Below are 26,284 nucleotides of genomic sequence, written 5' to 3'. Positions count from 1 at the left end.
AATTAACATTAGGCCTACTTTAAAGCAGCCTTAACCAGTAGAACCTTGGCGTCATGAATAGCCTCAGCTATCCTAATGCCTGCTGGGCATACTAGGTCACATGCCCTACACCCTAGGCATGTTAATAGGCCTGTGGACTCATCATTACTTAGCTTAACGCCTTGAGAAAGGAACATTATTATCCATATCCTACCCCTTGGTCCATAAACCCTACGCCTAAATGCAATGTATGTTGGGCAAACGGACTCGCAGAAGTTGCAGCGGGCGCATCTGGTTAAGGCATATTCATTAACAATTAACTTAGCTTCATCATTAATCAACATCAATCACCTTACCTGGATTAAGAATGTTATTTGGATCAAAAGCCTTCTTTATAGCCTTCATTAACCTTAACTGGGCTATACCCTTAACTTCAAGTTCATTAACCAGTAGATCCTTCTTAAGGACCCCAATACCATGCTCACTACTCACAGTACCGCCTAGGTTAATTGCGAGTAGGCCTATTTCCCTAGTAACTGCGTGTAGTCTTGATATTGAGGATTGGTCACTTGGGTTATAGATTATGTTTGGGTGAAGGTTACCATCCCCAACATGCCCCCACGTAACTATCCTCAACCCATACTTATCACCAATATCCCTAATCCCCTTCACCGCCTCAGGTAGCTTAGATGGGGGTACTGATATGTCTTCAGGCATCACCCTATCATTACTGAATAATCTAAGTAATGCTGGGTAAGCAGCCCTCCTAGCCATGTATATTTTCTCCATTTCATCCCTATTACTAGTCCACTCAATCTCAAAGCCCCCTGTCTCCTTGAGTAGGGTTACCATTGAGTTAACGTACCTATCCATGGCCTCAGGTGGACCATCAATATCAATTATTAACATGGCCTCAGCGCTCTCAGGGTACTTGAATTCCCTCACGTAGTTTGAAACAGCCTCCATAGTCCCCTCATCCAGGAACTCAATTATCAATGGCCTGAACCCCCTAGACTTAATAACCCCAACAGCCTTAGCCGCATCAATAATACTCTTAAAGTAAACCCTTAACCTAACCACAGCCTCCGGCAGTGGCCATATTTTAAGGTAGGCGTTAGTAACCACCCCCAGTGTCCCCTCACTACCTATTATTAGGTTTAGTAAATCATACCCAGCCCTACACTTCAGTGTCCTGCAACCCATGAAAGTCACTTCACCTGTTGGTAAAACAACCTCAGCCCCAAGTACCCAGTCCTTAACAGTACCATACTTAGCCCCCCTCATACCTCCTGCACCATTAGCCAATGAACCACCCACTGTGGCTGCGGCACTACTTGCCGGATCAGGTGGGAAGAAGTGCCCGTACCTTGCTAATTCAGCGTTAAGCTCATCTAACCTAACCCCGACTTCACTATGAACGTAACTGTCCTCTAAGTTAACCTCAAGCACCTTATTCATCCTCATTAAGTCAATCACCACGGCACCATTATACGGTATTGGTCCACCATGCAGGCTTGTCCTACCACTACTTGGGACTACTGGCACTAGGTATTCGTTAGCCAGCTTAAGTATCTCGGAAACCTCGCCTGTGGTTAATGGTTGAATAACCATCCTGGGCATAGCTTGTTCAGCTGGGGAGGCGTCATAGGAGTATAGCATTAATTCCCCCTGGGATTCAATAATCCTATCCTCATCAATAATCCTCCTAACCTCAACCCTAAAGGCTTCAAAATTCATTACTAACTGGTTTAGTTAAGGGATTTAAGCATTAGCCGCAGGCCAACCTTAAAAGGCACGGTAACGGACAAAAGCATTAAAGCAGTGGTGGTGATTAATGAATATTAGTATTGCAATACCGTACAATGTAACTGAGGAATCCACCACGGAGGAGGAGGCTGTTAGGAAGATAGGCTACATAGGTAGGGCGGCGGCAATATTTAGGGTTAGGAGCATATTAATCTACACCTTTAAGGGTGATGAACCTTTAAGGAAAGCATCATTCATAAAGAAGAACCTGGAGTACCTAGTGACTCCACCGTATTTAAGGAAGGACTTATTTGGAATAGACCCTGACCTAAGGCTTGCTGGGTTACTTCAACCATTAACACTACCAGTGTTTGGTCATAGGAAATCTAACCCAAGGACAGGGGACGTGAGGATTGGCTTAGTGATTAGGTGGGAGGGGTATTACTCAATAGTTAAGGTGGGTGAGGATACTTACGTTAAGGTACCTAAACCATACCCAATTAAGTCAATGCTACTGGTTTCAATAGACTCAATGATTAGTAATAGGTTTTACAGGGGACATGTGGTGAAGAGTAGTAAGGTGTATGCAGGCTACAGTGCTAATATAATTGAATTAAGGGACTTAGTTAAATTAAGGAACCTAATACTCACAGGTAAGGAGGGGAACAGTGTTATTAATGAGATTAATAAACTAAGGGCGCTTAAGGATGAGGATGTTGTAGTCGTCTTCGGATCCCCACGCATGGGTGTTGACGACATACTTAAGGGTGAGGGATTAGGGGATGTGCTTAATTCATCATTATTCGTGAACTTCGTGCCTAATCAAGGGCTTGTAACCATAAGGACTGAGGAGGCTATAATAGCGGTTTTATCAATACTTAACATTATTAACGCCATTTCAAGCGAAGGTAAATGAAGTAGATAGCCATATAACATGCATTTAATTCATTACTTAGTGATGAAGTCAGTATTAAAAGCATTGTAGTTGAGCTTTACTTTATGGGTAAAGTAATAGTGGTGGGCTTTGCTTCACCGATTCATAAACATAGGATTAGTGCATTAAATGGCGTTGACGCCGTCATCTACAGTGAAGATGATGTAGGCAACGTTAAGGTTGGTGACTCAATACCAGTATTACTAATATTATCAGGGGGAGTCAGTAGAATGGTTGCACGGTTCGTTGACCTTAATGGAATTAGAAGCGCAATGATACTATCTCACTCATTAAATAACAGCTTAGCCTCAGCAATATCGGCTAGGGCAATTCTGGAGGAGAGGGGGGTTGCGGCGTCTATTTATCACTTGGATAGTATTAATGATGTACCTAAGGTCGTTAAGGTAATGGAGTCTATACTTAGGATTAAGGGATCTAAGGTGGCCCTAGTGGGTGTTGATGATAAGGGGAGTGTGGGTGAGGCCTTTGAGAGGAAGTTTAATGCTAAGGTTGATGCAATACCCATGAGCCTATTTGAGGAGGCTGTTGATAAGGTGAAGAATACTGACGCTAAATCATTCATGGATGATGTGTTGGATAGGTTAGCCTTCGAGGTTCCACTGGATAAGTTAATTAACGTGGGTAAGGTTTACGTGGCTTTACTAGGCATTGCAAGAAACTACGATGCATTAGCGTTGAATTGCTTCCCATACTTAATAAAGCACGGGGTAACCCCATGCCTAGCATTAGCGAAGCTAAACGAGGAGGGTAGGTTAACGGCCTGTGAGTATGACTTAAAGTCACTGTTCCTAATGATGGTGTTTCACGCATTAACAGGTTACAGTGGCTGGATTGCTAATGTTAATGATATTGAAGGTAACCTAGTACGTATGTCGCACTGCACAATAGCCCTTAACATGATTAAGTCAGGTAAGGTTGTGACTCATTACGAATCAGGGAACCCATACTCAATATCAGCTGAGATTAATGCCAGGACAGTGACCGCTGCCTCAGTTTCATCTGACTTCAATAATGTGTACGTGTTCACTGGGTTATTGAACAGGTCAGGTAACTTGAACCTTAATGCATGCAGGACCCAGGCGGAGATTAAGGTTAACTTCGACTCCTCGGTGATACTTAATTACGCACCGGCGAATCACCATGTTATTGTCCCCGGTAACTATGTGAATGAATTAATGGTTTTCCTAAGAATGCTTGGGGTTAATGTAATCAAGTACAGTAGCTTGGTTTAGATTCCAGGATGAATTATGCAGTAACTATATAGTTTATGTTATTAATAATAACCTATTTATAGCGTACACTTCACATACCAGAAAGCTATATAAAGCCCTAGCCCCAAGGTGCACTTGAGGTGAGTAAAATGAGTATAAGAGGGTCAGTGAAGATCATAAGTAGTACGCTTAGGACAATAAGGAGTCCAATGAGGAATGCAGACGCTAAGTTAGGTAATGGTGCATTAGCGACTAATACTGTTGAGGATAGAAGAGTGATTATAATACCATCAGTTTACCCATCACCAATAGTGTTAATGTACGATGAAAAGACCAGGATGTATAAGGTAGCGTAATGCGTGCCTGAATCAATGGCTTAATAAGTTGGTTTAACTAAATCAATAGGTAGGTTAAGTTTCTTAGCAACCTTGGCAATATGCCTTAAATATGGTTTTAAACCACCATCCCTATTAATGTTATCTACTATTCTATTTAAAAGATCAAGAACCGTATCGTATACTTCCTTACTCACTGGGTATGGTGAACCATCCTTACCACCCAAGGCGAATGCAAACCTCCTAGGGTCGAGGTTAACCGGGTCAGTCCAATCCACTGGTGCTTCGTAAATTAATTGCGCTATTAGGGCTAGGGCAAGCATGGTACTAGGCCCTATACCCCTAATTAACAGTAGGTTCTTGAATGAGTCAACACCCCTGGCATTTCTCAACGCCTCTTCACTTATGCTTAACCCCCTGTTCACAATAATGTTGAGCCTAGGGTTATAGTAGGATGGTGACTCATCATTAGTGTCATTTATGTAGCTTAGGATTGACTTATTCCCATAACCCCTCATCATGGACTTCACCCTAGCTAAATCCCTACTCACCTTAACTGGGTCCTGATTAACAATATCAATAATCGCTGAACGCGCCTCCTCACTGGTGCTGCTGACGGTGTTTAACGCGTAGTTGCCCTTAACCCCCACGATTCCCTCATGGGGGTTATTAATGAAACTAGTCTCCATCCACCAATGATACCTCCTAGCGTACTTGGTTTCAGGGTTAAGGCCCTGTTGAATAACAGCCCACGTCCCATCCTCCCCAACAATCATTGAGTGATGGTATAGCCTATGCCCATCCTGGAGGGCGACATTATCCACCTTAGCCACTAACCTTGATACAGTTATCAACTCCTCTGAATTAATGTTGAAGACCTTCTCCAATTCCCTTAACTCATCTGGAACCCTCAACGCATACTCCCCCTTACCCCCAACCACCTTGATTCCAATGTCCAATGACCCCAACGCCTCCTTAAGCGCAGCGGTGGTCACGGTGGTGCTTCCCGAGGAGTCCCAGTCCATTCCTATTATGTTATTGAAGGATTGGAAGAAGATTGGATTACTGAAGAGCCTTATTGTACCCTTAACACCGTACTCATCGTGCATTAACCTAATTATCAATGAGGTTAACTTAATCATTCTGCTGAATAACCAGGGTGGAACATGCCCCTCATGCAGTGGTAAGTCGGCAAATCCCGTTAACCCCACGTTACTTACCGTCTAATTAGGCTTAATAAATCATTCGATCAGTAACCTGTAGGTGTTTTTACATGCGGGGAAAAGGTTTATAAAGCATTATTGTTAAAGGTTGATGGTGTCCTAGGTGGACGCACTGGAATAACAGATGGGGAGGAGTTGAAGATAATGATTCAATTACTGAAGAAATACAGGGGTTATGCAACAACCTTAATATCACTCTACATTAATGGGGATAGGCCAATACCAGATGTCTTAAACATGCTTAGGAATGAGTGGTCGGTTGCAAGTAACATTAAGGATAAGACAACTAGGACTCATGTTCAAGATGCCTTGGAGAGGATAATTAACGCATTAAAGGGTACGGCTAAAGCACCACCCAATGGTTTAGCGGTATTCGGAGGCTTCCACATGGAGAAGCCGGGTAGCTATAAGTGGGTCATGTACGCTATAATACCCCCATATAAGATAAGTACGTATAAGTACGTCTGCGATACTCGCTTCCACACTGAGCTCCTTGAGGATATGATATCGGCATCATCATCAGTGTTCGGGATAATAGTTATTGAGAGGGGGGAGGCTGTCATAGCGTTACTTAAGGGTAGTTACTGGGAGATAGTGGATAAGGTCGAGTTCTTCGTACCCAATAAGCATCATGCAGGTGGTCAATCAGCCTTAAGGTTTAAGAGACAGACTGAACACCTGGCTGAGACATTCTATAAGCTCGTTGCCGAGGATGCTAATAAGATACTGCTTCAAATACCGAACCTTAAGGGTATTATTGTAGCTGGCCCAGGGCCAACTAAGGAGGACTTCCTTAAGGAGGGTGGCTTAGATAGTAGACTCATGGATAAGATAATTGCAATAGTACCCGCCTGCTGTGCAGATATTAGTGGTGTATTGGAGGCTATTAAGGCCTCTGAGGATAAGCTTAAGGAGACTGAGTATGTTAAGGCTAAGAAACTGATGGAGGAGGTAATGTATATTGCCGTTAAGAAGCCTGACTACATAGTCTATGGTAGGGATAACGTGTTGAACGCCATTGAGAAGGGTATTGCCAAGGTTGTGTTAATAAGTGAGGATATTGGTGAGGATGAGATCTTTAAATTAACAACAATGCTTAGGGGTAAGAAAATAGACCTAGTAGTCATACCGAATAGCGTTGAGGAGAGCCTAACCCTAAGCAAAACCTTCGGCGGATACGTGGCCATATTGGCTACCCCATCATGGATAATTGAGGAGTGGGAAAACGCCAGTCAAAGCTTAACTCAGTAGACTTAACTTTAAGCCACACCGAGTTGCTTATCTAATGCAACCTTATACCTAATCCACCATTCAGTGTAATCACTCTTACTCTCAAATACCCACTCCTTGGAACCAATCTCCTTAGCTAAGGTTGCAACAACGTCAGCAGCCCTACTGCTCTCCCAGGGCTTGGGTTGTGCCCCAGCCTTAATTGAGTATTCAGCCAACTCCCTGTAAAGATTCTTATTAGGCTTCATTCCAGTGAACTCACTGTACATTTTCTCAAGCATTGGTTCAGCCCAACCCCTATGGAACCTGCATATCCCAGCATCATCAATTAAAGCCTCATTAATAGCCCTCTCCAAAGCTGACTTAGCGTAATCCTCAGGCTTCATGAATGTATTAGAGTAATTGGTCCAGTACCTACCAAGTATGTACATTGGGGCAACCATACCTGGGGTCCAGTAGAAGTTAGGCGTCATGTAACCTGACTCACCGTAGGCCACGTAGACCACTAGGTCATTGAATGATTTACCCGTTGCCTTAACCCTATCACTGAACATTTCATTAAGCCTCCTAGCCGAGACCCTAATACCGTTCTCAGCAATCATCCTGAGTATTGGGGTTGACTTATTAACTAAACCATTAATTAATTCACCAGCCAACTTAGCATTCCTTAACGAATCCCTCTCAGGCGCGAATTCATAGGGGTTGAAAATAGGCTTATCACTTAAGCCAACCTCCTCAGGTTTAAGTAGGCCGTTTTCAATGGAGTCGAAGACCCAGGCAATCACATGTCCCATTTCTATTGCATCGAAGCCGTATTCATCGATTAAGTCAACTACCTTAACGGCCTCCTGGAATATGTAATTACCTATGAATGGGCCAGCTGCGTGGAATGGTTCATAGTCAACCTTCTTACCACGCCAAACCTTCTTACACACAACCGAGCAACCGAAGTCACCGCAATTGTACCATGACTTACTTTTAACGAAGACTTCATCATTGAATGGCTTCCAGAATAGGTTAATTATAGCCTCAACGTGCTTAACCCTAATATCCCTAGGCATGTATATTGACTTATAGCCAAAGAGGGGTAGCAACTCCCTATAATGCGGGTAATTCACACCGAATGTTCCACCAGTACCCATGCTTGGGTCATACCTATACTTAATAGTCTTCTCACCCATAACCTGTATGAATGGCTTCTTAAAGGACTCCATGGACATCTTATTAATTAGATTCATGTCAGTTACCTTAACGTACCTAGCCTTAACCGAACCACCGGCTACAATGGCTACTAAATTATGGCCCTGAGCCATTACAGTACCCGGCCCTCCCCTGGCTGCAGTATCCTCGGCACCAGGCTTAAACTCCCTCCTCCTAGGATCAACGTCAATTGAGAATAATGCACCATTATAAGTCTTCAACGCCGCCTCACCCACTACAATGGCCCTTGCATTATACTTAGTGAAGAAGTCGTTGAAGGAATCCATTAGGTACTTAGTGAAGGCGTAAACGCCATTAAGCCCACTATAAGAGTACACTGGGTTAACTTGCCTTACCTCAACCCCATCGCTTGATATGAATAGGGCAGTGGGCTTCCCAGAACGTCCCCTCACGACCACTGCATCAATACCAGAACCCATGAACTTATAGGCAACACCACCTATTGCGGCAACGTGAATAGTCTTAGTCATTGGGCTTTTAAACACTGCAATAGCCCTATGCACGCCGGGTAATTTACCTCCAACGAAGGGGCCTATACCAATAATGAAGGGTACACTTGGATCCAGTGGATCCTTACTGTAAGTATCCTCATTACTCAGTATCCTGACGCCTAGGGTTACTGGTCCCTGCGCCTCAACGCTAGTTATGCTTACGCTTCCGCTCGTTAAGTCAACATTAAGTACCTTCATATGCTTCATATAGTTGACTAATAGAAATATCTTTAGGTTGTTAATGGTGTAACGTAGGGTACTGGGTGAACCCAGTATATATGAATATATAGTTGATTCATTAATTAACTGTAGTAAGTTTTTTAACCATATAGTTTAAGGGATTGAATAATGGAGGTAGAGGTTTTCGTGCATCCAACGTGCTCAACATGCCATTCCCTAATAAGGCTACTGAAGCAGTGGGGATTCATAGATAAGGTTAAAATCTACGACACATCCATTGACCCTCACGCAGCCTTGGAGAGGGGTGTTAGGTCAGTACCAAGCATATTCATAGATGGTGACTTAGTGTTTGCGGGTGTTGTTGACTTTAAGAGGCTTAAGAGTATTCTTGATACTGGGCTACATACTGAGAGAGTCATGTTAAGTGATGAGGAGTTAATTGAGAGATTCCTTAGGGGTGTTTTGGATTCAGTGGCCACTGCACTATGGCTCTACATTAATGTTAACTGCAGGGCCTTCACCAATGATGTGAAGTTCCTTAAGGCAATAACTAACTTATCCACCTACAGTGATGGTAATTTAAATAGGCTAGTTGATATTCTTAAGAATGACGGTAACTGCAGGAGTATTGTGGAGAATAATAAGGAGAGGTTCCTTAGGGTAATAGCCACTAACTTCACTAGGGAGGTTTACTGGCTTAACGGTAAGGTTAATGGTACTGATGTGTTAGGTAACTATAATCTTCAATCAATTGCCCACTGGGCCATGGTTAGGGGTTCAGTTAGTAGGGTTGGTTTAGTGCCTCATAGCCTTAATGATGATGAATTCAGGGGTAAGATTGAGGAGCTTTGGTCATACATTAAGGCTCATTTCGATGAATTAATGAGTAGGGTCGCCTCAGAGCAGGAGGAGCTTAGGGGTGATTCGGATTGGGTACTGAGGAGTTGATTATTGAGGCTCCCGCATCAATAGCCAACCTTGGTCCTGCCTTTGATGTTGCTGCGCTTGCCATTAATCCACCAAGTGATATTGTTAAGGTTAAGGTAACTGATGGTGATGGTGTATTCATAAGGAATAGCGGTGAATACGCCTCCAGCCTACCCAGTGAGGGTAATGGGAACTCAGCCTACTTGGTGGCTACTAGGGCTATTGAGTTAGCTGGGTTAAGGAGGAGGATTGAGATTGAGGTTATTAAGCGTATTAAACCCGCCAGTGGATTAGGGAGTAGTGGTGCAACATCTGCTGCTGTGGCTTACGCATTGAATAAGTTACTTAACCTAAGCCTGAGTGAATGGGACTTAGTTGAATTAGCCTCCTACGGTGAATTAGCCTCAGCTGGGGTGAGGCATATGGATAATGTAGCCGCATCACTACTGGGTGGTTTAGTTCTTGTCAACCCAGTGATTAGGAGGGTTATTAGGGTTAACTTCCCTGAGTTAAGCATAGTGGTGGTTATTGAGGGTTCTAAACCAAACACCGGTTTCATGAGGAGTATCCTACCTAAGGCCTATGAGTTAAGCGACGTGGTTGCGAATATGGCTAATGTCGCCCAATTAGTTGCGTCAGTTTTAATGAATGACCTAGACTTATTCTCAAGGGTTATCACAAATGATAGGGTTGCAATGCCCTACAGGGTTAAGGCTTATGAGCATTGGGGTGTTGTTAAGAGTGTGCTTGAGAATCATGGCGCCTTAGGCGTAATATTAAGTGGAGCTGGGCCATCCATAGCGGCTTTCTTTAAGGAGAAGCCTCAGGTTAATGAGATTAAAACCGAGTTAATGAGTGCTGGGTTAAGTCCAGTGGTTATTTTAACTAAGCCATCCAATGAGGGGGCTAGGGAAATTAATCATTATTAAGTATACTTAATTTAACCAAGGTCTCAGTCTTCGGTACACCTCTCTCATCGTAGCCCCTTAACCTATAGTACTCCTTAATCATGCTCATCCACTCCTCCTCAGTAACGACGTAACTCTTACCCTCATACATAACAGGCTCCTTAAGCCACCTGGGTGGTAGTCTATCCTGTTCTATGGTTGTTCCATTCATGTACCTGTGCATCACTATTATTCTTTGAGCAGCCTCCTTAAGTTCATTAATAGTGTAGTTGAAGCCCGTGACTGCGTTAAGTACATTACGCATCATCTCCCAATCATATATGTACCTACCGAATTTACACAACAGCATTGAGTCGTAGAGCGTACTACGCTCCTCAAAATCCATTACCGCAGCAACCTTCTCACTACCTGTGGCGAACCTGCCTCCACCTTGACCGGCTATATCAATGGAGTACGCCATGCTCCAGAGGTGATCTGCACCCCTTTCTGATACGGCGTTATTAAGTATCATGCCCTTGAGGGTCCTTGGGTCATAGCCCGCTGGTTCAAGGCCCTTAACATGAATAGCTAAGTCACTTACACCAAGCTTCTCACCAATACCCCTAGTACCTAATGCAGCTAACTCACCTAAACCCCTCCTGTAGGCTGTATCAATAATTAGTCTCCTAATACCCTCGTAGTCACCCCACTTGGGTGCATCCTTAACAATACCCTTCTCCCCTAGGTACATTATGAAGGCTATTGAGTTGCCTAGGCTTATTGAATCAAAGCCAAGCCTATCAGCTAATTCACCTAATTCAATCAACTTCTCCGGGTCATTAACGCCAGTTAACCCGCCAAGTGCCATTGAGGTCTCGTACTCTAGGTCATAGCCACCGCTACTGGATTTAACGACCTTATGGCAGGCCACTGGGCAGTATAGGCATGCACCATTCTTAAGTAGGTAACTTGGCTTAAGCACCTTCTCCCACGATATCCTCTCCCACCCAGGCATAACCACCTTAGTCCAGTAGATGCTTGGGAAGAAGCCCATGTTATTACCCACGTCAATGAGCCTGACCGTGCCACCATTTCTTAATGATTGTTCACCAGGATTAGTAACTGATAATTTACCAAGGTTCTTAACTAAATCCTCATACTCCTTAGCGTTAGCCACGTCAACATTCTTTGAGACAGGTAGGAAAACTATGGCCTTAATCATCTTAGAACCCATCACAGCGCCACCGCCTGTTCTACCGAATTGCCTCCACTCCTCATGATTAATGGCTGCGTATGGTACCTTGTTCTCACCGGCTGGGCCAATGGTTAACACCGCCGAGTCCCTGAAGGAACGCTTAAGCGTTTTCTCAGTTTCAACAGTGTCTAATCCCCATAATTCCCTAGCATCCCTAACCTCAACTTTACCATCAGATACAATGAGGTAAACAGGCTTACTGGATGCCCCAGTTAATACTAATGCATCAAGTCCTGAGTACTTTAGGTAGGCTCCCAATGTTTCCCCCACTGTTGAGTAGTTCCACCTATTATTGAGGGGTGACTTGAATAGTGCAATAGCCCTAGTGGCCAGTGGTATCCTGGTACCACCTAAAGGTCCAGTGGCTATTATCAGTGGGTTCTCAGGGCCGTATGGGTTAACGTCACTTAACTTAAGCCCCATACTCATTATAAGCCTCAACCCCAGTCCCCTGCCTCCAATGAATAACCTAGCCCACGATTCCTTAACGTTGTCAATAGTCAAGGATCCATTACTTAAGTTGAAACGCACGATACGTCCAGCATAACCATGCATAAGGGCTTTAACATTTTATGTATTTAAACGTTGCTGCATCACGCTTAAGACACCGTATACGTAATGGTTATTTTTTACATGTGTTAGGTTCTTATTCCCTTAGGGTTAGGCCTTGGATCCTGCATTAGTTAACTTAAGTGAAGGGTTGCGAATAATTATGTTAGCGTTGAGAGGTGCCGTACCCTAGGTTCATGGTTTCGCGAAGAATTTAACGACTAATGATGTGCAATACTTTAAAAATGTATAAGCGGAGTTCTTTATATGAGGATATTCAGGTTAACTAACGGGGAGTCAACGTTCCAATACGCTGTGGTGGATGGTAAGGTGTTTGAACTCGGTGTTGATCCTGTAAAGGCCCTTATTAGCTATGCCAATGGTAAGGTAATAGGTCTTGGAGCTGAGGTTAATATTGATGTTAATCAATTACTGAGTAGGGACTATAGGAGTAGTGGTTTAAGGTTCACTAAGCCCTATGACCCACCTGAGGTTTGGGGAAGTGGGATTAGTTATGAAGTTTCAAGGAGGAGGTACTCTGAGGAGGGTGAGGTGGCTAGGATTGGTGAATTAACTATTTATGAGAGGGTTTATGATGCTGAGAGGCCTGAAATATTCTTTAAGGCAACAGCCAATAGGTGTGTTGGGCATGGTGAACCAATAGCTGTTAGAGGCGACTCAGAGTGGACGCTCCCTGAGCCTGAATTAGGTGTTGTGATAACAAGCAGTGGTAAGGTAATTGGGTACACTATTATTGATGATGTGTCGGCAAGGGATATTGAGGCTGAGAACCCGCTCTACCTGCCTCAATCAAAGGTCTACAATGGCTGCTGTGCCTTCGGTCCATTCGTGGTTACGCCTGATGAGGTTAAGAACCCATATTCGCTTCAAATTAGGCTAAGGATAATTAGGAGTGGTAAAGCCATTTACGAGGGGGAGGTGAGCACTGAGCGTATGAGGAGGAGGATTGATGAACAGATTAAGTACCTTATAAGGAATAACACCGTGCCTGATGGTACAATCCTAATGACCGGCACCGGGATACTGCCTGGTAGGGATGCTGCATTAAGGGATGGTGATGTTGTTGAAATCAGTATTAGTGGGGTAGGTACGTTAACGACGCCTGTTATTAAGCTTAAGGTTGAGTAATTAAATAGTGAACCTCCTTAAAGCCCTCCTATAGTATATTACAGGAACCCCACTGCCCTCAGCCCTCCTTCTAAGCTCAGAATCACAAGTCACCAGGAATCCACCTGTTTCCTTGGCTAAACTCAATACGTCGTCATCAGCCTTACCGTTTAATGCAGCCATTGAGAAGTAACGGGGTACTATATTATCAAGCACCAGTGAGGCTGCCCTCCCTCTCCTTCCCCCTCTCTTAGACAGTAGCCATAATTCCCTAATAACACTAACAGTCACCACAGGTATTATTAAGTCTTCAACAGTTTCCTTAACATTACTAATAACATCAACCCTCTCCGTTACAGCTAAGAGTAGGGCACTGGTATCAAAGACTACTACGCTAACACCCACATGCATTAACCTGGAGTGGGTTTATTAATAATATGCGGGAAGCATAACCCTTAAGTTACACATAGCGAAATTACACCTGCGTCCAGCGCCTTATTTCCTGGTCTTTTACCTACGTGGGTTTCATGGTGATGTTGCGGAGTAACTGTGAGAATTCAACGGCCCCGCCGGGACTTGAACCCGGGTCCTACGGCTCCGCAGGCCGCCGCCCTATCCATGCTGGGCCACGGGGCCTGATTACCCGATGCTTCAGGCTTTTTAACTGTTAGTATGGTGGGTGTTATACATGGTTAATAAGGTTGAGGGTAATTATCATGGTGTCAAAGGTTAAAAAGCATACTTAAACTGGGGTTAATTAATGAATAATGTTTTACTCGCGGTGGATTACCACTACACATTAGCGAGCAAGGTGACTCAGCCTAATGTATCCGGTGATTGGGTTAATGAATTCACTGTTAAGGATCATGTTGTAAATGCTATTGATAAATTCATTAATGCTGGTAATGAATTCGCCATTGTAACCAGTGGGGCGCGTCGGCATGTTGAATCCATAATTGGGAGAATTAGAGGTGCCTACTTCGCCCTTGAGAATGGACTAGTAATACTCACCCCCAGTGGTTTAAGGATTAATACTGCACCCACCAATTGGTTAAGTATAGTTGCTAGTATTAAGAGGGAGTTGATGGAGAATGGTGTTAAGTATAGTGAGGGTGAGGTAAGCCTCTTCACGTCTGAGAGTGAATTAGTACGAAGTATTGCTGCTAAGTATAATGTTAAGGTTGAGCCGAATAGGGGGACCTTGGCGTTAATGCCCAGTGGCATTGATAAGGGTTATGCAATTAGGATGCTTAGGAGGCTGATTAAGCCAAGTGCAGTGGTGGCTATTGGTGATGGGGAGAATGATGCACCAATGCTTAAGATGGCTGATGTAGCGGTGGCTGTTGATAATGCATTACCTGAGATTAAGAGTATTGCGCATTACGTGACTAAGGGTGTTGATGGTGATGGCGTGGTGGAGGTTATTGAATTAATTTTATCATGTAACGGGGAGCTGGTTAAATGCCTTACCCCTGTTGGTTAAGCTCCCTGGCTAATTCCTCATAAGCCTTCTTAGCCTCATCAATACTCGTCTCATCCTCCAGGGTGGTTGTATCACCGAGGGGCTGCTTCATGAGTACTTGCTTAAGCAGCCTCCTCATTATCTTCCCACTCCTAGTCTTAGGTAGCTTTGAGACGAAGACTATGTTTGCTGGTTCAGCTATTGGGCCTATTGCAGTCCTAACCCAATTCCTCAACTCCTTAACCAATTCCTGGCTTGGGTTAACCCCACTCTTAAGTACAACGAAGGCCACTGGGACTTCGCCTCTAACAGGGTCAGGGACACCGACCACCGCTGACTCGGCTACGGCCTTATGGGAAACTAGGGCTGACTCTATTTCATATGTACCAAGCCTATGGCCGGATACCTTAATGACTTCATCGGCCCTACCTAAAACCCATATGTAACCATCCTCATCCTTAATAGCCCAGTCACCGGCATAGTACATGCCTGGGAACCTACTCCAATACACCTGAATATACCTATTAGGATCACCCCAAATAGTCATCAACATTCCAGGCCACGGCTTCTTAATAACCAAGTAACCCCTCTTACCCTGAACAGGCTTCCCCTCATCATCAACCACATCGGCGTCAATGCCAGGTAACGGTAATCCATTAGTCCCAGGCTTAAGAGGTATTAAGGCTAATCCAGGTGCGTGGCTTATTAGTATGCCCCCTGTTTCAGTCATCCACCATGTTGAACCAAAGGGTACACTACCCCTCCCAAGCCACTTCCAAGCCCACTTCCAGGCTTCAGGGTTTATTGGTTCACCCACACTGTGAAGTATTCTTATTGTTGAGAAGTCATGGCCCTTAACCCAATCATCACCATACCTCATGAATGTCCTTATCGCCGTGGGTGAGGTGTACAGTATGGTTACACCATACCTCTCCACAATCCTCCACCACCTATCTGGGGTTGGGTAGTCTGGGGCGCCCTCATACATTACCTCGGTTACACCCTCCATTAATGGTCCAAAGACAATGTAACTATGCCCAGTTACCCAACCAATGTCGGCAGTGCACCAGTATACGTCAGTGTCCTTAATGTCGAAGACCCACTTCATTGTGGCATGGAGGAGTGTCATGTAGCCTCCAGTATCATGCACAATACCCTTAGGCTTACCAGTGGTGCCGGAGGTGTATAGGATGTAGAGTGGGTGCTCGCTCTCAATCTCCTCGGGCTTAACGTAGGTATTCATGGGTACATCGCTTAGTAATTCATCCCACCAAATATCCCTACCATTAACCATTGGTGTATCCTTAAGACCCATTCTCCTAAACACCACTACCTTCTCAACGAATTGAATACCCTTTAATGCCTCATCAACAACCTCCTTAAGCCTAACCACCTTCCCCCTCCTCCAGAAGGCGTCGGCGGTGAATATTACCTTAGATTTAGCATCCATTACCCTATCCGCCAATGCCTGGGCGCTGAACCCTGAGAAGACCACTGAGAAAATAACCCCTAATCTGGCTAATGCAAGCATTAGTATTGGTAATTCAGGTATCATGGGTAAGTATATCGTCACCGTATCCCCCTTCCTTAAGCCGAGCTTACTCCTAATTGCGTAAGCCAATCTATTAACCTCCCTGTATAAATCATAGTAAGTTAACTTCCTAACCTCCAGTGGGTTACCTGATGAGTCAGTTGGCTCCCCCTCCCATATTATCGCTAACTTATTCCTACGCCAAGTGTTGGCATGCCTATCAACGGCTAGGTATGATGCGTTTAACTTACCTCCAACAAACCACTTGTAGAATGGTGGTTGAGGATCAGCCACAAGAACCTTATCCCAGGGCTTAAACCAATCCAATTCCTTAGCAACGTTAGCCCAGTGTTCCTCAATATTCTCAAGGCTTTTACCGTGCATTTTCCTGTAGGAATCTATATCCGTGGAGTTTGGCCAGGACTTTAATTCAATCTTCTCCTTATAAGGCAGATTCTCTTCACTAATTGACATAAAAATAGGTCTTTCACATTATGCTTATAAATATTTCTCAAATTGATTGACTATTTACAAATGTAACATAATTAATTATTATTCAAATCATCATATTTCACTAGCGTAAACAATAGAGCCATTAACGTACGTGGCCATTACCCTTAAGTCATCATCAAGTATTATGAAGTCGGCTAAGCAACCTGGCTTAAGGCACCCGATGTTACTTTCACCAATTGATTGAGCTGGATTAGTTGAAGTAAGCCTTAATGCATCACTAAGCCTTAACCCAATCTTCACTAGGTTCTTTAGGGCGTTATCCATGGTTAATACGCTTCCAGCTAATGTACCATCAGGTAGGGTTGCCCTACCACCCTTCACAATAACCCTTAAACCCCCTAACTCATACTCCCCCTCACCAAGGCCTGCGGCTGATATTGAGTCTGTTACCGCTAATACCCTATGTAAGCCAGCGTACTTTAATGCGAATAATATTGTTTCAGGCTTCAGGTGAATTAAGTCAGTTATCAACTCAATGTAAACATCCTCAGAATCCAGTAAAGCCATGGCGGCCCCCAATTCCCTATGATGAATACCCGTCATTGCATCAAACAAGTGCGTTGCCCTGGAGGCGCCTAGGGTTATGGCCTTCATTACTGTGCCGTAGTCGGCGTCAGTGTGGCCTATGCTGGGTATTACCCCAATACTGGATAAGTGTTGAATAAGGCTTAACGCACCCTCAACCTCGGGGGCGATGGTCATTACTCTTATTAAGCCCCCTGACTCCTCATAGTACTGGTTAAACTCATGTACATTAGGTAACCTTATCACTGATGGATTCTGAGCCCCCTTTCTCTTAGGGTTTATGTAAGGGCCCTCTAGGTTAAGGCCGAGGACCCTAGCCCCCTTAACCCCATCACCCTTATACTGCCTAATAACTCCAGCCACCCTCATTAAGGTTTCATGGGACGCGGAAACAGTGGTGGGGAGGAATGAGGTTACGCCGAATTTAGCGTAGCACTCTGCTAACTTACCTAATTCATTAGTTGCCTTAATTAAGGTTACCTCAATTCCACCGCAGCCATGAGTGTGAGTATCCACAAGCCCTGGTGCGGCTGAGTAACCCCTGTAATCAACATCAAAGGAACCCCCCTCCTCCAAGCCCACTACCTTACCGTTTTCCACTACGAGAACCGCATCATGGAGTACGTGCATTGGGGTATATAGCTTATCCACCCTAACCCTACGCTGAACCATGCATTAATCCAACTTAACCCAGCTTTAAAGCGTTGATACTAGGGATGCGTAGAATACTGCAAGAATCCCTGTGAAGAATATTCCATCAAAGGTTCCTGCACCACCAATATCAGCAATCACTGGGGCTATACCTATGACTTTACGTAGGTTAAGTAAGTCAGCGCCTATTAATGTACCTAAGACACCAGTTATGTAGGCTACCACCGGTGTTACGAATATGTAGGGGTTAGCAGTGAAGGCAACCGTCATGTATGATATGAAGGCAGCCAGTATGGGTGGTACAATGGCCGGCGTCACTATGCCTATGGCTGGTACAACCCTGGACACCCTATTAACCATTACTGCAGTCAATGCTACTGACGCAACCATGGGGATGATTAATCTTGGGTAATTTACATACAGCATGTAGGCTAAAGCCATGGAAACAGCCACCGGTATTAATGCCCCACCAACGTTTAAGGATATCATTGTCCTCCTTGATTGCGTTGAGATAGTGGGTATCTTAAAGGTCATCCCGAAGAATGTCAGGTACGTGAATGATGGTACATACACCGTGGTCTTGGTTTCATAAACAACAACATGTATTGCGCTCATCGCTAAACTAACAACCGTAATCAATAGGCCAATTACCATGGGGTATGGTTGCTGAAGCCCTATTAATGATAATGCCGTAGCTAGGTTAAACATGTAAACGGGTATCGTTATAGCGGATAGTAGAACATACATTATGCCCCTAGTCCTAGTAAAGGGCCAGTAAATCAAAACCCTCACTGTCCTCACTAAGCCCACTGAATAAGGGATTTAAGCATTGCCCACTGGGTAAACGACTAAGCCATGTGCATTGTGATTATAGTTAAAAACCACCCGCTTAATCACACTGGCAATATTAATCATCTCCTAACCCCATGATTAATGATTAAATTAATGAATACCCATTCATCATGACGCACTATAATTAATAAGCATTGATCCCTTAATGAGTGCTCCCCATCCCACTACCCTTAACCACCATACCCATCACTGAGGCATTAACATTAATACCCTTAAGCCTGCTTAGTAACTTTAAGTCATAATTATTATTTTAGGGATCTGCATCATGGTTATTCATTATTCAATAACCTCCTCATTATCTCCATGTATTTCTTAACCATTAACTTACCCTGCTCCATTATCATAACCACTGTTCTAACACCCATTACTGTTAGGTTCTCCTAATTTCAATCAACCCCTCACACCTTAATGTGTTCAAGTCTTAGGTATGTTGAGGCTCCTTAAGACACCGGAGACGTCATAGGCTACCCTGTATATTTCAGGTAGGTTACTGGATAACTGCGAAAGACCCACTGCATCCCTAACCTCGATACCATCAACCTTAATACTACCCTCATAGGGTATGATACCGCTAATAGCCCTAAGCAATGTAGTCTTACCACTACCATTAGGACCTAAAACCACGGCTATGCCATCATTAATACTCATGGTTGCATTAACCACACCAAAAACCTCCTTACTTACCTTCACAGCAGCATCCCTTAACTCCAGCATCAAGAAAAGTGAAATCTAGAGTATATAAAGACTTATCTTGTTCAAAACCTGAACCAACATACCTATATGTAAAATCACAATTAACAATCTATTAAACATATTACTAAAACCAAGTTCAATAACCCCCACTAACCATGAAGCCACCTTAAGACATTACCAATAGTACATAGGTCAAAATGCAATAGAGCACTGCTTTACCCAGTAGATGCTGTTAAAACTAATAAGGCTATAATTAACACTACCTAAATCTCCTGTTGAATAAATCAGGATAAAGAACAATGCCACACTAAAATTACTGAAGCATAATTACAATATATCAATAACCCCAACCATGCAACATCATAATAATTAACCTGCAACTCTCACTCATACATCTACATCACCAAGATAGTCTTTAGACCATTAAACATACTGAATAACCATATGCTAATAAGGCACTCACTGTTTCGTTGATTATCTCCTTGCTATTGAATATATATTCTATATATTACCATCAGCACAGTTTCATTTTCATTCTTCATTTCTTTCAATTAGCACAACCATTGGGTGGTTATGGTTTATCATCGGCACAGGGATGTGGGGGTGAGGAATAGCGGAATGGTTGTGCTGATGGTGAATAAAACAAGCCATGGAGTAAAACTTAAAAACCCTAAAAAAGCCAATAACTCAGAAAATCCCCAAAGGGATTAGAAAGTTAACAATAATTACATAAATTATTGTGACATTACTTTCCTTGAAAATCCCAAAAGGGATTAGAAAGTTCCTTATACGTCTTTATCAACATGTGGAGTGTGGCTGCAACCGAAAATCCCCAAAGGGATTAGAAAGATGATAGCCACGACCCCTACTCCTGCTATTACATATGCCAGGTGAAAATCCCAAGAGGGATTGGAAGTAAAGGGATGTGTTTTCGCGTAGGTGTTAGTGGTTGTTTAGTAATTTCTCTATGTAATTCGATAGTTTTTGGCTTAGTTCCTTGGTTCTTTTAATGAGTTTAATCCTGTTGTGTGGTCCGTATACTGGCTTACCGTTAATGATACTCATCTTAACCATACTCCCTGTGTATGAGTAGACTATGTTTTTAATTATGTTGTGTTTATTCAGTGGATTGACCTTGGGGTCTTCGTGGTTGAGGATTACTATGTCCGCTAGGTAACCTGGCTCTATTAGGCCTCCCTTTAACCCAACCGCCCTATAGCCGTTTCTAGTGGCCATGATTAAGGCATCCTCAGCTGTTAATGCTGAGGCATCCCAGTAATTATTCCTCTGCAGTAGTACTGCAAGTCTCATCTCCTTAAATAGGTCCAGGGAATCCCCTGTACCTGGCCCATCAGTGCCAAGGGTGACGTTGCTACCCTTCATTAATTCCCTTATTGGGAAGAATCCAGCTGTGGCCAGTTTCATGTTTGATGATGGGCAGTGAACCGCGGTTGCCTGTGACCTAAGTATTAACTCAATCTCCCAGTTGGTTACCCAACCTAAGTGGACTAGTATTGACTTTGAGTCGAGTAGCTTAAACTTATCCAGGACCTCCACAGGGTAGGCACCGTACCTATCCCTAATCCTGTAAACCTCCCACCTGGTTTCACTAACATGCGTGTGTAGCCTTAAGCCAAGCTCCTCCTTAAGTTCACTAACCCTCGTTAAAGTATCCTCACTATTAGCGTATACGCTGTGAAGATTCAATACAGGCTTGATTAGGCTATGGCCCTGTGATTCAGCTATAAGGTTCCTTAACCTATTCTCAGTGAGCCTGGGATTCTCGAATTCATCAATGAATGTCGGTCCCTCGAAAACCCTCACTCCATACTTCTCCACTAGATTAATTACGTTTGGGTTAAAGTACATGTCAAGCACACCGGTTACACCGCTCATTAATGATTCGATTAAGCCGAGTTCAAACCCCATAAGCACAGCCTCCTCTGTAAGCCTCCTCTCCATGCCCCAGATAACCTTTAACCAATCCTGAAGCTCCAAGCCATCAACAAGCCCCCTAAACATCGTCATGGCTAAGTGAGTATGAGCATTGAAGAGACCTGGTATTGCTACACCTTCGCATTCAATAACATCAACCCCACTGGCTTTAACATCACCAACCCCCTCTATTACACCATTATTAATCAATACGCTTGCATTCTCCATAACCTTAACACCACCATCCTCCGTGGGCGTAATCACGTATCTGCAGTTCCTAAGCAATAACACGAATTAACTTATTGCGTTACCCTTAAAATAGTATTGAGGCTTGGACTAATGAATTATAGGTCAATGGTTAAGTTACTGTTAATAACTGCGGCTAACTCATCAATCCAGTGAAGCAGTGCGCTAATTGACGTGTACTCACTGGTTGTTACCCTGCTTCCCTTAGCCATGGTTAAAACAATGCCTCTAACCTCAGGGTTGCTTAAAACATCATGTAGGCTTGTTGCGAAGATTCTCCTATCCTCATTAAAGTAGCCGTCAGGCTCATTCACTGGGTTACTATTCCTCTCAATAATAATCATGCCTGGTTCATCACCATTATACGTTAACCTACCCCTACGTATCTCATACCCCCTAATGGGCTTCTCGGGAAGAGTATTAAGCATAGCCTTACTGTGGGCCACGATCTTATCCTCACGGTAAACCACCCTAGCCTTAATTAACCCAAGCCCCTTAACGTGACCTGGGTTACCGAACTCAACACCAGTTGGGTCACTCATGTACTCAGTGAGTAGTTGGAAGCCACCGCATATGGCTAATATGGGTGTTGAACCAGCCATCTTAACTATCTTACGATCAAGCCCACTTCTCCTAAGCCAATCCATGGCTAATGCAGTGTTCTTGGCACCAGGTAGCACGAGTAAGTCTGGTTCACCCAGGGAGTCAGGCCATTTAACGAACCTAACGTGTACATCCTCCATGGCTAATACGTTGAATTCATGGAAATTCGATATTCCAGGGTATGAAACCACGGCCACGTCAATTGACCCATTACCGAAATCAACCATGGCCTCTGAATCCTCAGGCCATAGGTAATGAGCCTCATTAATCTCAGGAATCACACCAACAACCCTTCTACCAGTCTTCTCCTCAAGCCACTTAACAGCATCATTAAGTATCCTTGAATCACCCCTAAACCTATTAATAATGAATCCCTTAATCAACTCCCTCCACTTAACCGGTACTGAATTATATAACCCAAGGGCGCTCGTGAAGGCTCCACCCCTACTTATATCCAGTGCAACGTATACATCTGCATTAAGGTAATCAGCAGGCCTGAAGTTAGCCACATCATTGGTAATGTTTGGTTCATACGCACTCCCAGCACCCTCACCGATAATTAAGCCGTTGGTTAAAGTCATTAACCTACCCAATGCCACCCTAATTATTCTCCACTTATCCAGTGGATTCCTACTGTATTCACGGTACTCCATTAAACCCACTGGCCTACCCATTACGATAACCTCACTGGCCATGTCTCCAATGGGTTTTAGGAGTATTGGATTCATTTCAACTAATGGCTCAAGACCAGAGGCGTAGGCCTGCATTGCCTGGGCTAGGGCTATTTCACCACCGTTTAACGCCGGGTAACTATTTAGGCTCATGTTCTGGGCCTTAAAGGGTGAGGCCACTCTACTCCTCCTATTTACCAACCTAAGTAGTGCCGTGACTAGTATTGTCTTCCCGCTGTTGGACTGTGTGGCTAGAATGTAGATGCTTTTCTTCACTGGCGGTGAGTAACTTAGGTAATCTTTATTTAGGTTACCTCCCTAACCCTCATTGTGCAGTATATAGACTATGCAGAATGCACCTTATGCGCCTTAACGTCTAGGCTTAGTGAGTTAAAGAAGTTTAATAGGTCTGATCCTGAATCAGTTAGGAGGATAATAGTGAGGATAGCTAATGACCTACCTCTCGGTAGGTCTAGGACATTTGCTAACTCCTTCGAGGAGTTATCAAGTATAGTTGGTTCAGAGGACCCTTACGTCAGTGAGAAGGATCGTTATGAGAAGATAGCCAGGGAGGTAATTGTGCCTAGGATTATTAATGCCAGTGAGGTTGAGTTGATTAAGGTGGCTGCAGCCGCTAACTCAGTTGATGTACCGATGTTTAATTACACGTTTAATGAGGACATGCTTATACGTAGTATTAATGAGGAGCCAATATGGTTAGGCATTAATGAGGATGAATTATCAAATATAATGAGGAGTGCCAGGGAGGTTACGTATGTTGTTGATAATGCAGGTGAATTCGCTGTGGATAGTGTATTAATTAGTAAGCTAGCCACCCATTCAAGGGTGACTGTTGTAACTAGGCTTAAGCCATATGAAACCGACGTAACCTATGATTACGTTAGGGGAATGATTAAGGACAGTAACGTCAACATTGTTAACACAGGTAACCGTTACCCAGCTTTCCTGAGTGATGCAATCTACGATAATTACATTAAGAAGTCTGACTTAGTGATATCAAAGGGTGTGGGTAATTTTGAGGCTTACCTGGAGTCTGGTATAAGGCATCCCAATTCATTATTCCTACTCAAGGTTAAGTGTAAGCCGCTTCAAAGGATGCTTAACGTTGAGTTTAATAAACCCATAATACTGCATTCAAGGTACTTAAATTCAGGGCATTGAGTACGCAATTATAGGCTGTACCTAATGGCAGCCCTATCTATTGACTCAAAGATAGTTGGGTGAGCATGGGCTAGTAGGGCAATGTCCTTCACCCTGGCGTTAACGGCTATTGCCAACGCCACTTCATTAATCATCATTGAGGCGGCCTCACCGTAAATAACCCCACCAATAATCCTCTGGGTCTCCTTCTCAATAATTAACTTAACCCAGCCATCCCTCACCCCTATGATCTGTGCGTATGAGTCATCGCTAAGCGGGTACTGGACAACAGTATAGTTAATGCCCCTAGCCTTAGCAGCCTCCTCACTTAAACCAACCATTGCTGCCTCAGGTTCGGTGAATATTGTCATGGGTATTGTGTTGAAGTTAACCTCGAAGATTTGTCTACCCATCATTATGTTCCATGAAGCCACCACAGACTCCTTCACAGCGGCGTGGTAGAGCATGTACCTTCCTATTACATCACCTGCGGCGTACACGTTAGGTACCTTAGTCGCCATGGCGCTGTTAACGTCAACGTGATTCCTATCAACAATACCCAGTTGACTAAGGTCCTCAACGTTAGCCCTCCTACCAACAGCCATTATAACCTCTGAACCGGTTACGTAACCTACACTCCCATCAGGTCTACTGTACTCAACAATCTTCTGCCCACCCTCCTCCTTAATGCCTGTTACCCTTGAGTTAGTTAATATTGCGACACCCCTACTCCTCAACTTCTCCTCAATCATAGACACTATGCCTGAATCCCAGCCGCTTAATATCCTGGGCAGCATCTCAACTATAGTGGTCTTAACACCAAGGCCACTTAACACTGAGGCTACCTCAACACCTATGTAGCCTCCACCTATCACGACTACGTCACTGGGGATTCTCCTTAACTTAGTCCTATACCCGAATAACTCCTGGCTACCGAGGGTCAGGTCGGCGCCAGGTACGGGTATTTTTATTGGTAATGAACCTGTGGCCACAAGTAGGTATCTTCCCTCCACCTCCCTTCTCCAGGAGCCGTCTATTGACTCAACGATTACCCTATGATTATCGATAACTCTAGCAATACCCTTAACGAAGTCAACATTACCATGCTCCTTAATCTCCCTAATGTGTTGAAGATACCTGAGGTACTGTACATTATCCTTATGATCTATTAAATTCTCCCAAAGTAGCCTAACCTTCTCAGCATCATTATTACCCACTGAGCTTAATATACCCCTTAACTTCTCAAGTAGGTAAAGGGACACTGAGACAGCCTTAGATGGTATACAGCCCTCATATAGGCAATTACCACCCAGGTTACCCTTATCATCCACAAGCAATACACTGTAACCACCTTTACTTAACTCAAAGGCACCATGATACCCACCGCCCCCACCACCAATCACTACTACATCGTATTTACTAGCCCTTGGCGGATCCTCGAATTCAGCATCAGTTGGTGGGAAATTCTCATATTTTCCAAGTGACATGAATAGGGTTGGCATTATCAATATCTATAAAGCCTAATAGGTCATAAAATTAGCATTACCTCATGTTAATTTCATATTTTTGACTTGAACACTTTCTCATGTAGTCTTCACTGGGGGTGAGTTACGTGATTAAGTGTGGCTTGCCTATGCCGGAAGGTTTTTAAACACGTGACACTAATGGCATATTGTAGGTGAGTGTCATGAGTAATAGTAACGTTAATGTTGATGAGGAGGTTAACTTCACCACTAATCTACCTCCGGAGAAGGTTAAGAGGATAGTGGAGGCTCTTAGGGATGTTTATGATCCTGAAATACCGATTAACGTATATGACCTAGGCCTAATATACGATATTACGCTTGAGGATGGGAATAAGCTTAAGGTTAAAATGACCCTAACAGCCGTGGGTTGCCCACTCTCCCAGGACTTAGGCTACAGGGTTGGGGAAGCCATACAGGCTGCCGTGCCTGATGCATCAGATATCGATATTGACGTAGTCTTCGATCCACCGTGGACACCCCTCAGGATGACGCCACTTGGTAGGGAGATGTTTAAGGCAATATACGGTTACGACATAGTGGAGCAGTGGCAGGAGCAGCAGGCCCAGGCCCAGGAGGAGCCCCAGGATCAAGCGTAGTT

The 26,284-nt window shown here is 43.9% G+C and carries 23 protein-coding genes and 1 tRNA gene; 10 read left to right on the top strand and 14 right to left on the bottom strand.

Annotation, left to right across the window (positions count from 1 at the left end; all coding sequences use genetic code 11):
• Nucleotides 1-14 precede the first annotated feature (14 nt).
• Nucleotides 15-323, bottom strand: coding sequence for a 4Fe-4S dicluster domain-containing protein (locus tag CMAQ_RS01385; protein WP_012185338.1), 309 nt, complete (start codon nt 321-323; stop codon nt 15-17).
• On the bottom strand, nt 313-1,716 hold the full coding sequence (locus CMAQ_RS01380) for an FAD-binding oxidoreductase (protein ID WP_012185337.1): 1,404 nt from the start codon (nt 1,714-1,716) through the stop codon (nt 313-315). The genes CMAQ_RS01385 and CMAQ_RS01380 overlap by 11 nt, the downstream gene beginning before the upstream one ends.
• A 97-nt stretch (nt 1,717-1,813) precedes the next feature.
• Between CMAQ_RS01380 and CMAQ_RS01375 the strand changes: the two genes are divergently transcribed.
• The 3 genes from CMAQ_RS01375 (at nt 1,814) to CMAQ_RS01365 (ending at nt 4,247) form a co-directional block, all read left to right on the top strand.
• A complete protein-coding gene (locus CMAQ_RS01375; RefSeq protein WP_012185336.1) occupies nt 1,814-2,641 on the top strand; it encodes a putative RNA uridine N3 methyltransferase in 828 nt (275 codons plus the stop codon).
• 83 nt (nt 2,642-2,724) lie between these two features.
• On the top strand, nt 2,725-3,912 hold the full coding sequence (locus CMAQ_RS01370; RefSeq protein ID WP_012185335.1) for a hypothetical protein: 1,188 nt from the start codon (nt 2,725-2,727) through the stop codon (nt 3,910-3,912).
• A gap of 128 nt (nt 3,913-4,040) precedes the next feature.
• Nucleotides 4,041-4,247, top strand: a complete 207-nt coding sequence (locus tag CMAQ_RS01365; RefSeq protein ID WP_012185334.1) for a hypothetical protein — start codon at nt 4,041-4,043, stop codon at nt 4,245-4,247.
• A 20-nt stretch (nt 4,248-4,267) separates the two neighbouring features.
• On the opposite strand, the gene CMAQ_RS01360 is transcribed toward CMAQ_RS01365, so the two are convergent.
• On the bottom strand, nt 4,268-5,437 hold the full coding sequence (locus CMAQ_RS01360) for a DUF763 domain-containing protein (protein WP_012185333.1): 1,170 nt from the start codon (nt 5,435-5,437) through the stop codon (nt 4,268-4,270).
• Between the two features lie 156 nt (nt 5,438-5,593).
• Between CMAQ_RS01360 and prf1 the strand changes: the two genes are divergently transcribed.
• Nucleotides 5,594-6,700 (top strand): peptide chain release factor aRF-1, encoded by a 1,107-nt coding sequence (prf1, locus tag CMAQ_RS01355; RefSeq protein ID WP_232203818.1) that lies wholly within the window; start codon nt 5,594-5,596, stop codon nt 6,698-6,700.
• 8 nt (nt 6,701-6,708) lie between these two features.
• On the opposite strand, the gene CMAQ_RS01350 is transcribed toward prf1, so the two are convergent.
• Nucleotides 6,709-8,589, bottom strand: a complete 1,881-nt coding sequence (locus tag CMAQ_RS01350; protein ID WP_048062856.1) for an aldehyde ferredoxin oxidoreductase N-terminal domain-containing protein — start codon at nt 8,587-8,589, stop codon at nt 6,709-6,711.
• A 150-nt stretch (nt 8,590-8,739) separates the two neighbouring features.
• On the opposite strand from CMAQ_RS01350, the gene CMAQ_RS01345 reads away from it, so the two are divergent.
• Both CMAQ_RS01345 and CMAQ_RS01340 read left to right on the top strand, forming a co-directional pair.
• Nucleotides 8,740-9,519, top strand: a complete 780-nt coding sequence (locus tag CMAQ_RS01345; protein WP_012185330.1) for a thioredoxin family protein — start codon at nt 8,740-8,742, stop codon at nt 9,517-9,519.
• A complete protein-coding gene (locus CMAQ_RS01340) occupies nt 9,501-10,427 on the top strand; it encodes a homoserine kinase (RefSeq protein ID WP_012185329.1) in 927 nt (308 codons plus the stop codon). The genes CMAQ_RS01345 and CMAQ_RS01340 overlap by 19 nt, the downstream gene beginning before the upstream one ends.
• Here the strand turns inward: CMAQ_RS01340 and CMAQ_RS01335 are convergent.
• Complete coding sequence (locus CMAQ_RS01335; protein WP_232203780.1) at nt 10,414-12,171, bottom strand: aldehyde ferredoxin oxidoreductase family protein; 1,758 nt, start codon at nt 12,169-12,171, stop codon at nt 10,414-10,416. The two genes, CMAQ_RS01340 and CMAQ_RS01335, sit on opposite strands and share 14 nt — an antisense overlap.
• 285 nt (nt 12,172-12,456) lie before the next feature.
• On the opposite strand from CMAQ_RS01335, the gene CMAQ_RS01330 reads away from it, so the two are divergent.
• Nucleotides 12,457-13,338 carry a fumarylacetoacetate hydrolase family protein gene (locus tag CMAQ_RS01330; protein ID WP_012185327.1) on the top strand — a complete coding sequence of 294 codons (882 nt, stop codon included), beginning with the start codon at nt 12,457-12,459 and terminating at the stop codon, nt 13,336-13,338.
• On the opposite strand, the gene CMAQ_RS01325 is transcribed toward CMAQ_RS01330, so the two are convergent.
• Both CMAQ_RS01325 and CMAQ_RS01320 read right to left on the bottom strand, forming a co-directional pair.
• A complete protein-coding gene (locus CMAQ_RS01325; protein WP_052290677.1) occupies nt 13,339-13,722 on the bottom strand; it encodes a PIN domain-containing protein in 384 nt (127 codons plus the stop codon).
• Nucleotides 13,723-13,878: 156 nt separating this feature from the next.
• A tRNA-Arg gene (locus CMAQ_RS01320) sits at nt 13,879-13,953 on the bottom strand.
• A gap of 124 nt (nt 13,954-14,077) precedes the next feature.
• On the opposite strand from CMAQ_RS01320, the gene CMAQ_RS01315 reads away from it, so the two are divergent.
• On the top strand, nt 14,078-14,800 hold the full coding sequence (locus CMAQ_RS01315) for an HAD family hydrolase (protein ID WP_012185325.1): 723 nt from the start codon (nt 14,078-14,080) through the stop codon (nt 14,798-14,800).
• Here CMAQ_RS01315 and acs read toward each other — a convergent pair.
• From acs to CMAQ_RS01285, 6 genes are all read right to left on the bottom strand, one after another.
• Entirely contained in the window at nt 14,784-16,784 is a 2,001-nt protein-coding gene (gene acs, locus CMAQ_RS01310) for an acetate--CoA ligase (protein WP_012185324.1), read from the bottom strand. The genes CMAQ_RS01315 and acs overlap by 17 nt on opposite strands.
• A 90-nt stretch (nt 16,785-16,874) precedes the next feature.
• Nucleotides 16,875-18,020 carry an N-acetylglucosamine-6-phosphate deacetylase gene (nagA, locus tag CMAQ_RS01305; RefSeq protein WP_012185323.1) on the bottom strand — a complete coding sequence of 382 codons (1,146 nt, stop codon included), beginning with the start codon at nt 18,018-18,020 and terminating at the stop codon, nt 16,875-16,877.
• Between the two features lie 24 nt (nt 18,021-18,044).
• The gene (locus tag CMAQ_RS01300; protein ID WP_156769809.1) at nt 18,045-18,800 is read right to left on the bottom strand and encodes a DUF1614 domain-containing protein; all 756 of its coding nucleotides are present in this window, start codon (nt 18,798-18,800) and stop codon (nt 18,045-18,047) included.
• 465 nt (nt 18,801-19,265) lie between these two features.
• Nucleotides 19,266-19,565 (bottom strand): ATP-binding cassette domain-containing protein, encoded by a 300-nt coding sequence (locus tag CMAQ_RS01295; RefSeq protein WP_012185321.1) that lies wholly within the window; start codon nt 19,563-19,565, stop codon nt 19,266-19,268.
• A gap of 921 nt (nt 19,566-20,486) precedes the next feature.
• The gene (locus tag CMAQ_RS01290) at nt 20,487-21,770 is read right to left on the bottom strand and encodes an amidohydrolase (RefSeq protein ID WP_012185320.1); all 1,284 of its coding nucleotides are present in this window, start codon (nt 21,768-21,770) and stop codon (nt 20,487-20,489) included.
• Nucleotides 21,771-21,823: 53 nt separating this feature from the next.
• Nucleotides 21,824-23,275, bottom strand: a complete 1,452-nt coding sequence (locus CMAQ_RS01285; protein ID WP_012185319.1) for a cobyric acid synthase — start codon at nt 23,273-23,275, stop codon at nt 21,824-21,826.
• 54 nt (nt 23,276-23,329) lie between these two features.
• Here CMAQ_RS01285 and CMAQ_RS01280 point away from each other — a divergent pair, with 54 nt between their 5' ends.
• The gene (locus CMAQ_RS01280) at nt 23,330-24,181 is read left to right on the top strand and encodes an ARMT1-like domain-containing protein (protein WP_012185318.1); all 852 of its coding nucleotides are present in this window, start codon (nt 23,330-23,332) and stop codon (nt 24,179-24,181) included.
• 8 nt (nt 24,182-24,189) lie between these two features.
• Here the strand turns inward: CMAQ_RS01280 and CMAQ_RS01275 are convergent, their stop codons facing one another.
• Entirely contained in the window at nt 24,190-25,647 is a 1,458-nt protein-coding gene (locus tag CMAQ_RS01275) for a dihydrolipoyl dehydrogenase (RefSeq protein WP_156769808.1), read from the bottom strand.
• Between the two features lie 200 nt (nt 25,648-25,847).
• On the opposite strand from CMAQ_RS01275, the gene CMAQ_RS01270 reads away from it, so the two are divergent.
• Nucleotides 25,848-26,282: a metal-sulfur cluster assembly factor gene (locus tag CMAQ_RS01270; RefSeq protein WP_012185316.1), complete on the top strand. Its 435-nt coding sequence runs from the start codon at nt 25,848-25,850 to the stop codon at nt 26,280-26,282.
• Nucleotides 26,283-26,284 lie beyond the last annotated feature (2 nt).

This window comes from Caldivirga maquilingensis IC-167, from assembly GCF_000018305.1.
In the GTDB taxonomy this organism is placed as follows: domain Archaea; phylum Thermoproteota; class Thermoprotei; order Thermoproteales; family Thermocladiaceae; genus Caldivirga; species Caldivirga maquilingensis.
The sequence above is the reverse complement of the archived record's forward strand: the minus strand, read 5'-3'. Positions and strand labels throughout refer to the sequence as shown.

What these genes read in the sequence shown, in the direction of transcription:
- acs (WP_012185324.1), bottom strand. Translation starts at nt 16,784, where the DNA reads ATGTCAATTAGTGAAGAGAATCTGCCTTATAAGGAGAAGATTGAATTA.
- CMAQ_RS01270 (WP_012185316.1), top strand. Translation starts at nt 25,848, where the DNA reads ATGAGTAATAGTAACGTTAATGTTGATGAGGAGGTTAACTTCACCACT.
- CMAQ_RS01345 (WP_012185330.1), top strand. Translation starts at nt 8,740, where the DNA reads ATGGAGGTAGAGGTTTTCGTGCATCCAACGTGCTCAACATGCCATTCC.
- CMAQ_RS01380 (WP_012185337.1), bottom strand. Translation starts at nt 1,716, where the DNA reads ATGAATTTTGAAGCCTTTAGGGTTGAGGTTAGGAGGATTATTGATGAG.
- CMAQ_RS01315 (WP_012185325.1), top strand. Translation starts at nt 14,078, where the DNA reads ATGAATAATGTTTTACTCGCGGTGGATTACCACTACACATTAGCGAGC.
- CMAQ_RS01375 (WP_012185336.1), top strand. Translation starts at nt 1,814, where the DNA reads ATGAATATTAGTATTGCAATACCGTACAATGTAACTGAGGAATCCACC.
- CMAQ_RS01365 (WP_012185334.1), top strand. Translation starts at nt 4,041, where the DNA reads ATGAGTATAAGAGGGTCAGTGAAGATCATAAGTAGTACGCTTAGGACA.
- CMAQ_RS01275 (WP_156769808.1), bottom strand. Translation starts at nt 25,647, where the DNA reads ATGTCACTTGGAAAATATGAGAATTTCCCACCAACTGATGCTGAATTC.
- CMAQ_RS01350 (WP_048062856.1), bottom strand. Translation starts at nt 8,589, where the DNA reads ATGAAGGTACTTAATGTTGACTTAACGAGCGGAAGCGTAAGCATAACT.
- CMAQ_RS01370 (WP_012185335.1), top strand. Translation starts at nt 2,725, where the DNA reads ATGGGTAAAGTAATAGTGGTGGGCTTTGCTTCACCGATTCATAAACAT.
- CMAQ_RS01385 (WP_012185338.1), bottom strand. Translation starts at nt 323, where the DNA reads ATGTTGATTAATGATGAAGCTAAGTTAATTGTTAATGAATATGCCTTA.
- CMAQ_RS01330 (WP_012185327.1), top strand. Translation starts at nt 12,457, where the DNA reads ATGAGGATATTCAGGTTAACTAACGGGGAGTCAACGTTCCAATACGCT.
- CMAQ_RS01295 (WP_012185321.1), bottom strand. Translation starts at nt 19,565, where the DNA reads ATGCTGGAGTTAAGGGATGCTGCTGTGAAGGTAAGTAAGGAGGTTTTT.
- nagA (WP_012185323.1), bottom strand. Translation starts at nt 18,020, where the DNA reads ATGGTTCAGCGTAGGGTTAGGGTGGATAAGCTATATACCCCAATGCAC.
- prf1 (WP_232203818.1), top strand. Translation starts at nt 5,594, where the DNA reads ATGATTCAATTACTGAAGAAATACAGGGGTTATGCAACAACCTTAATA.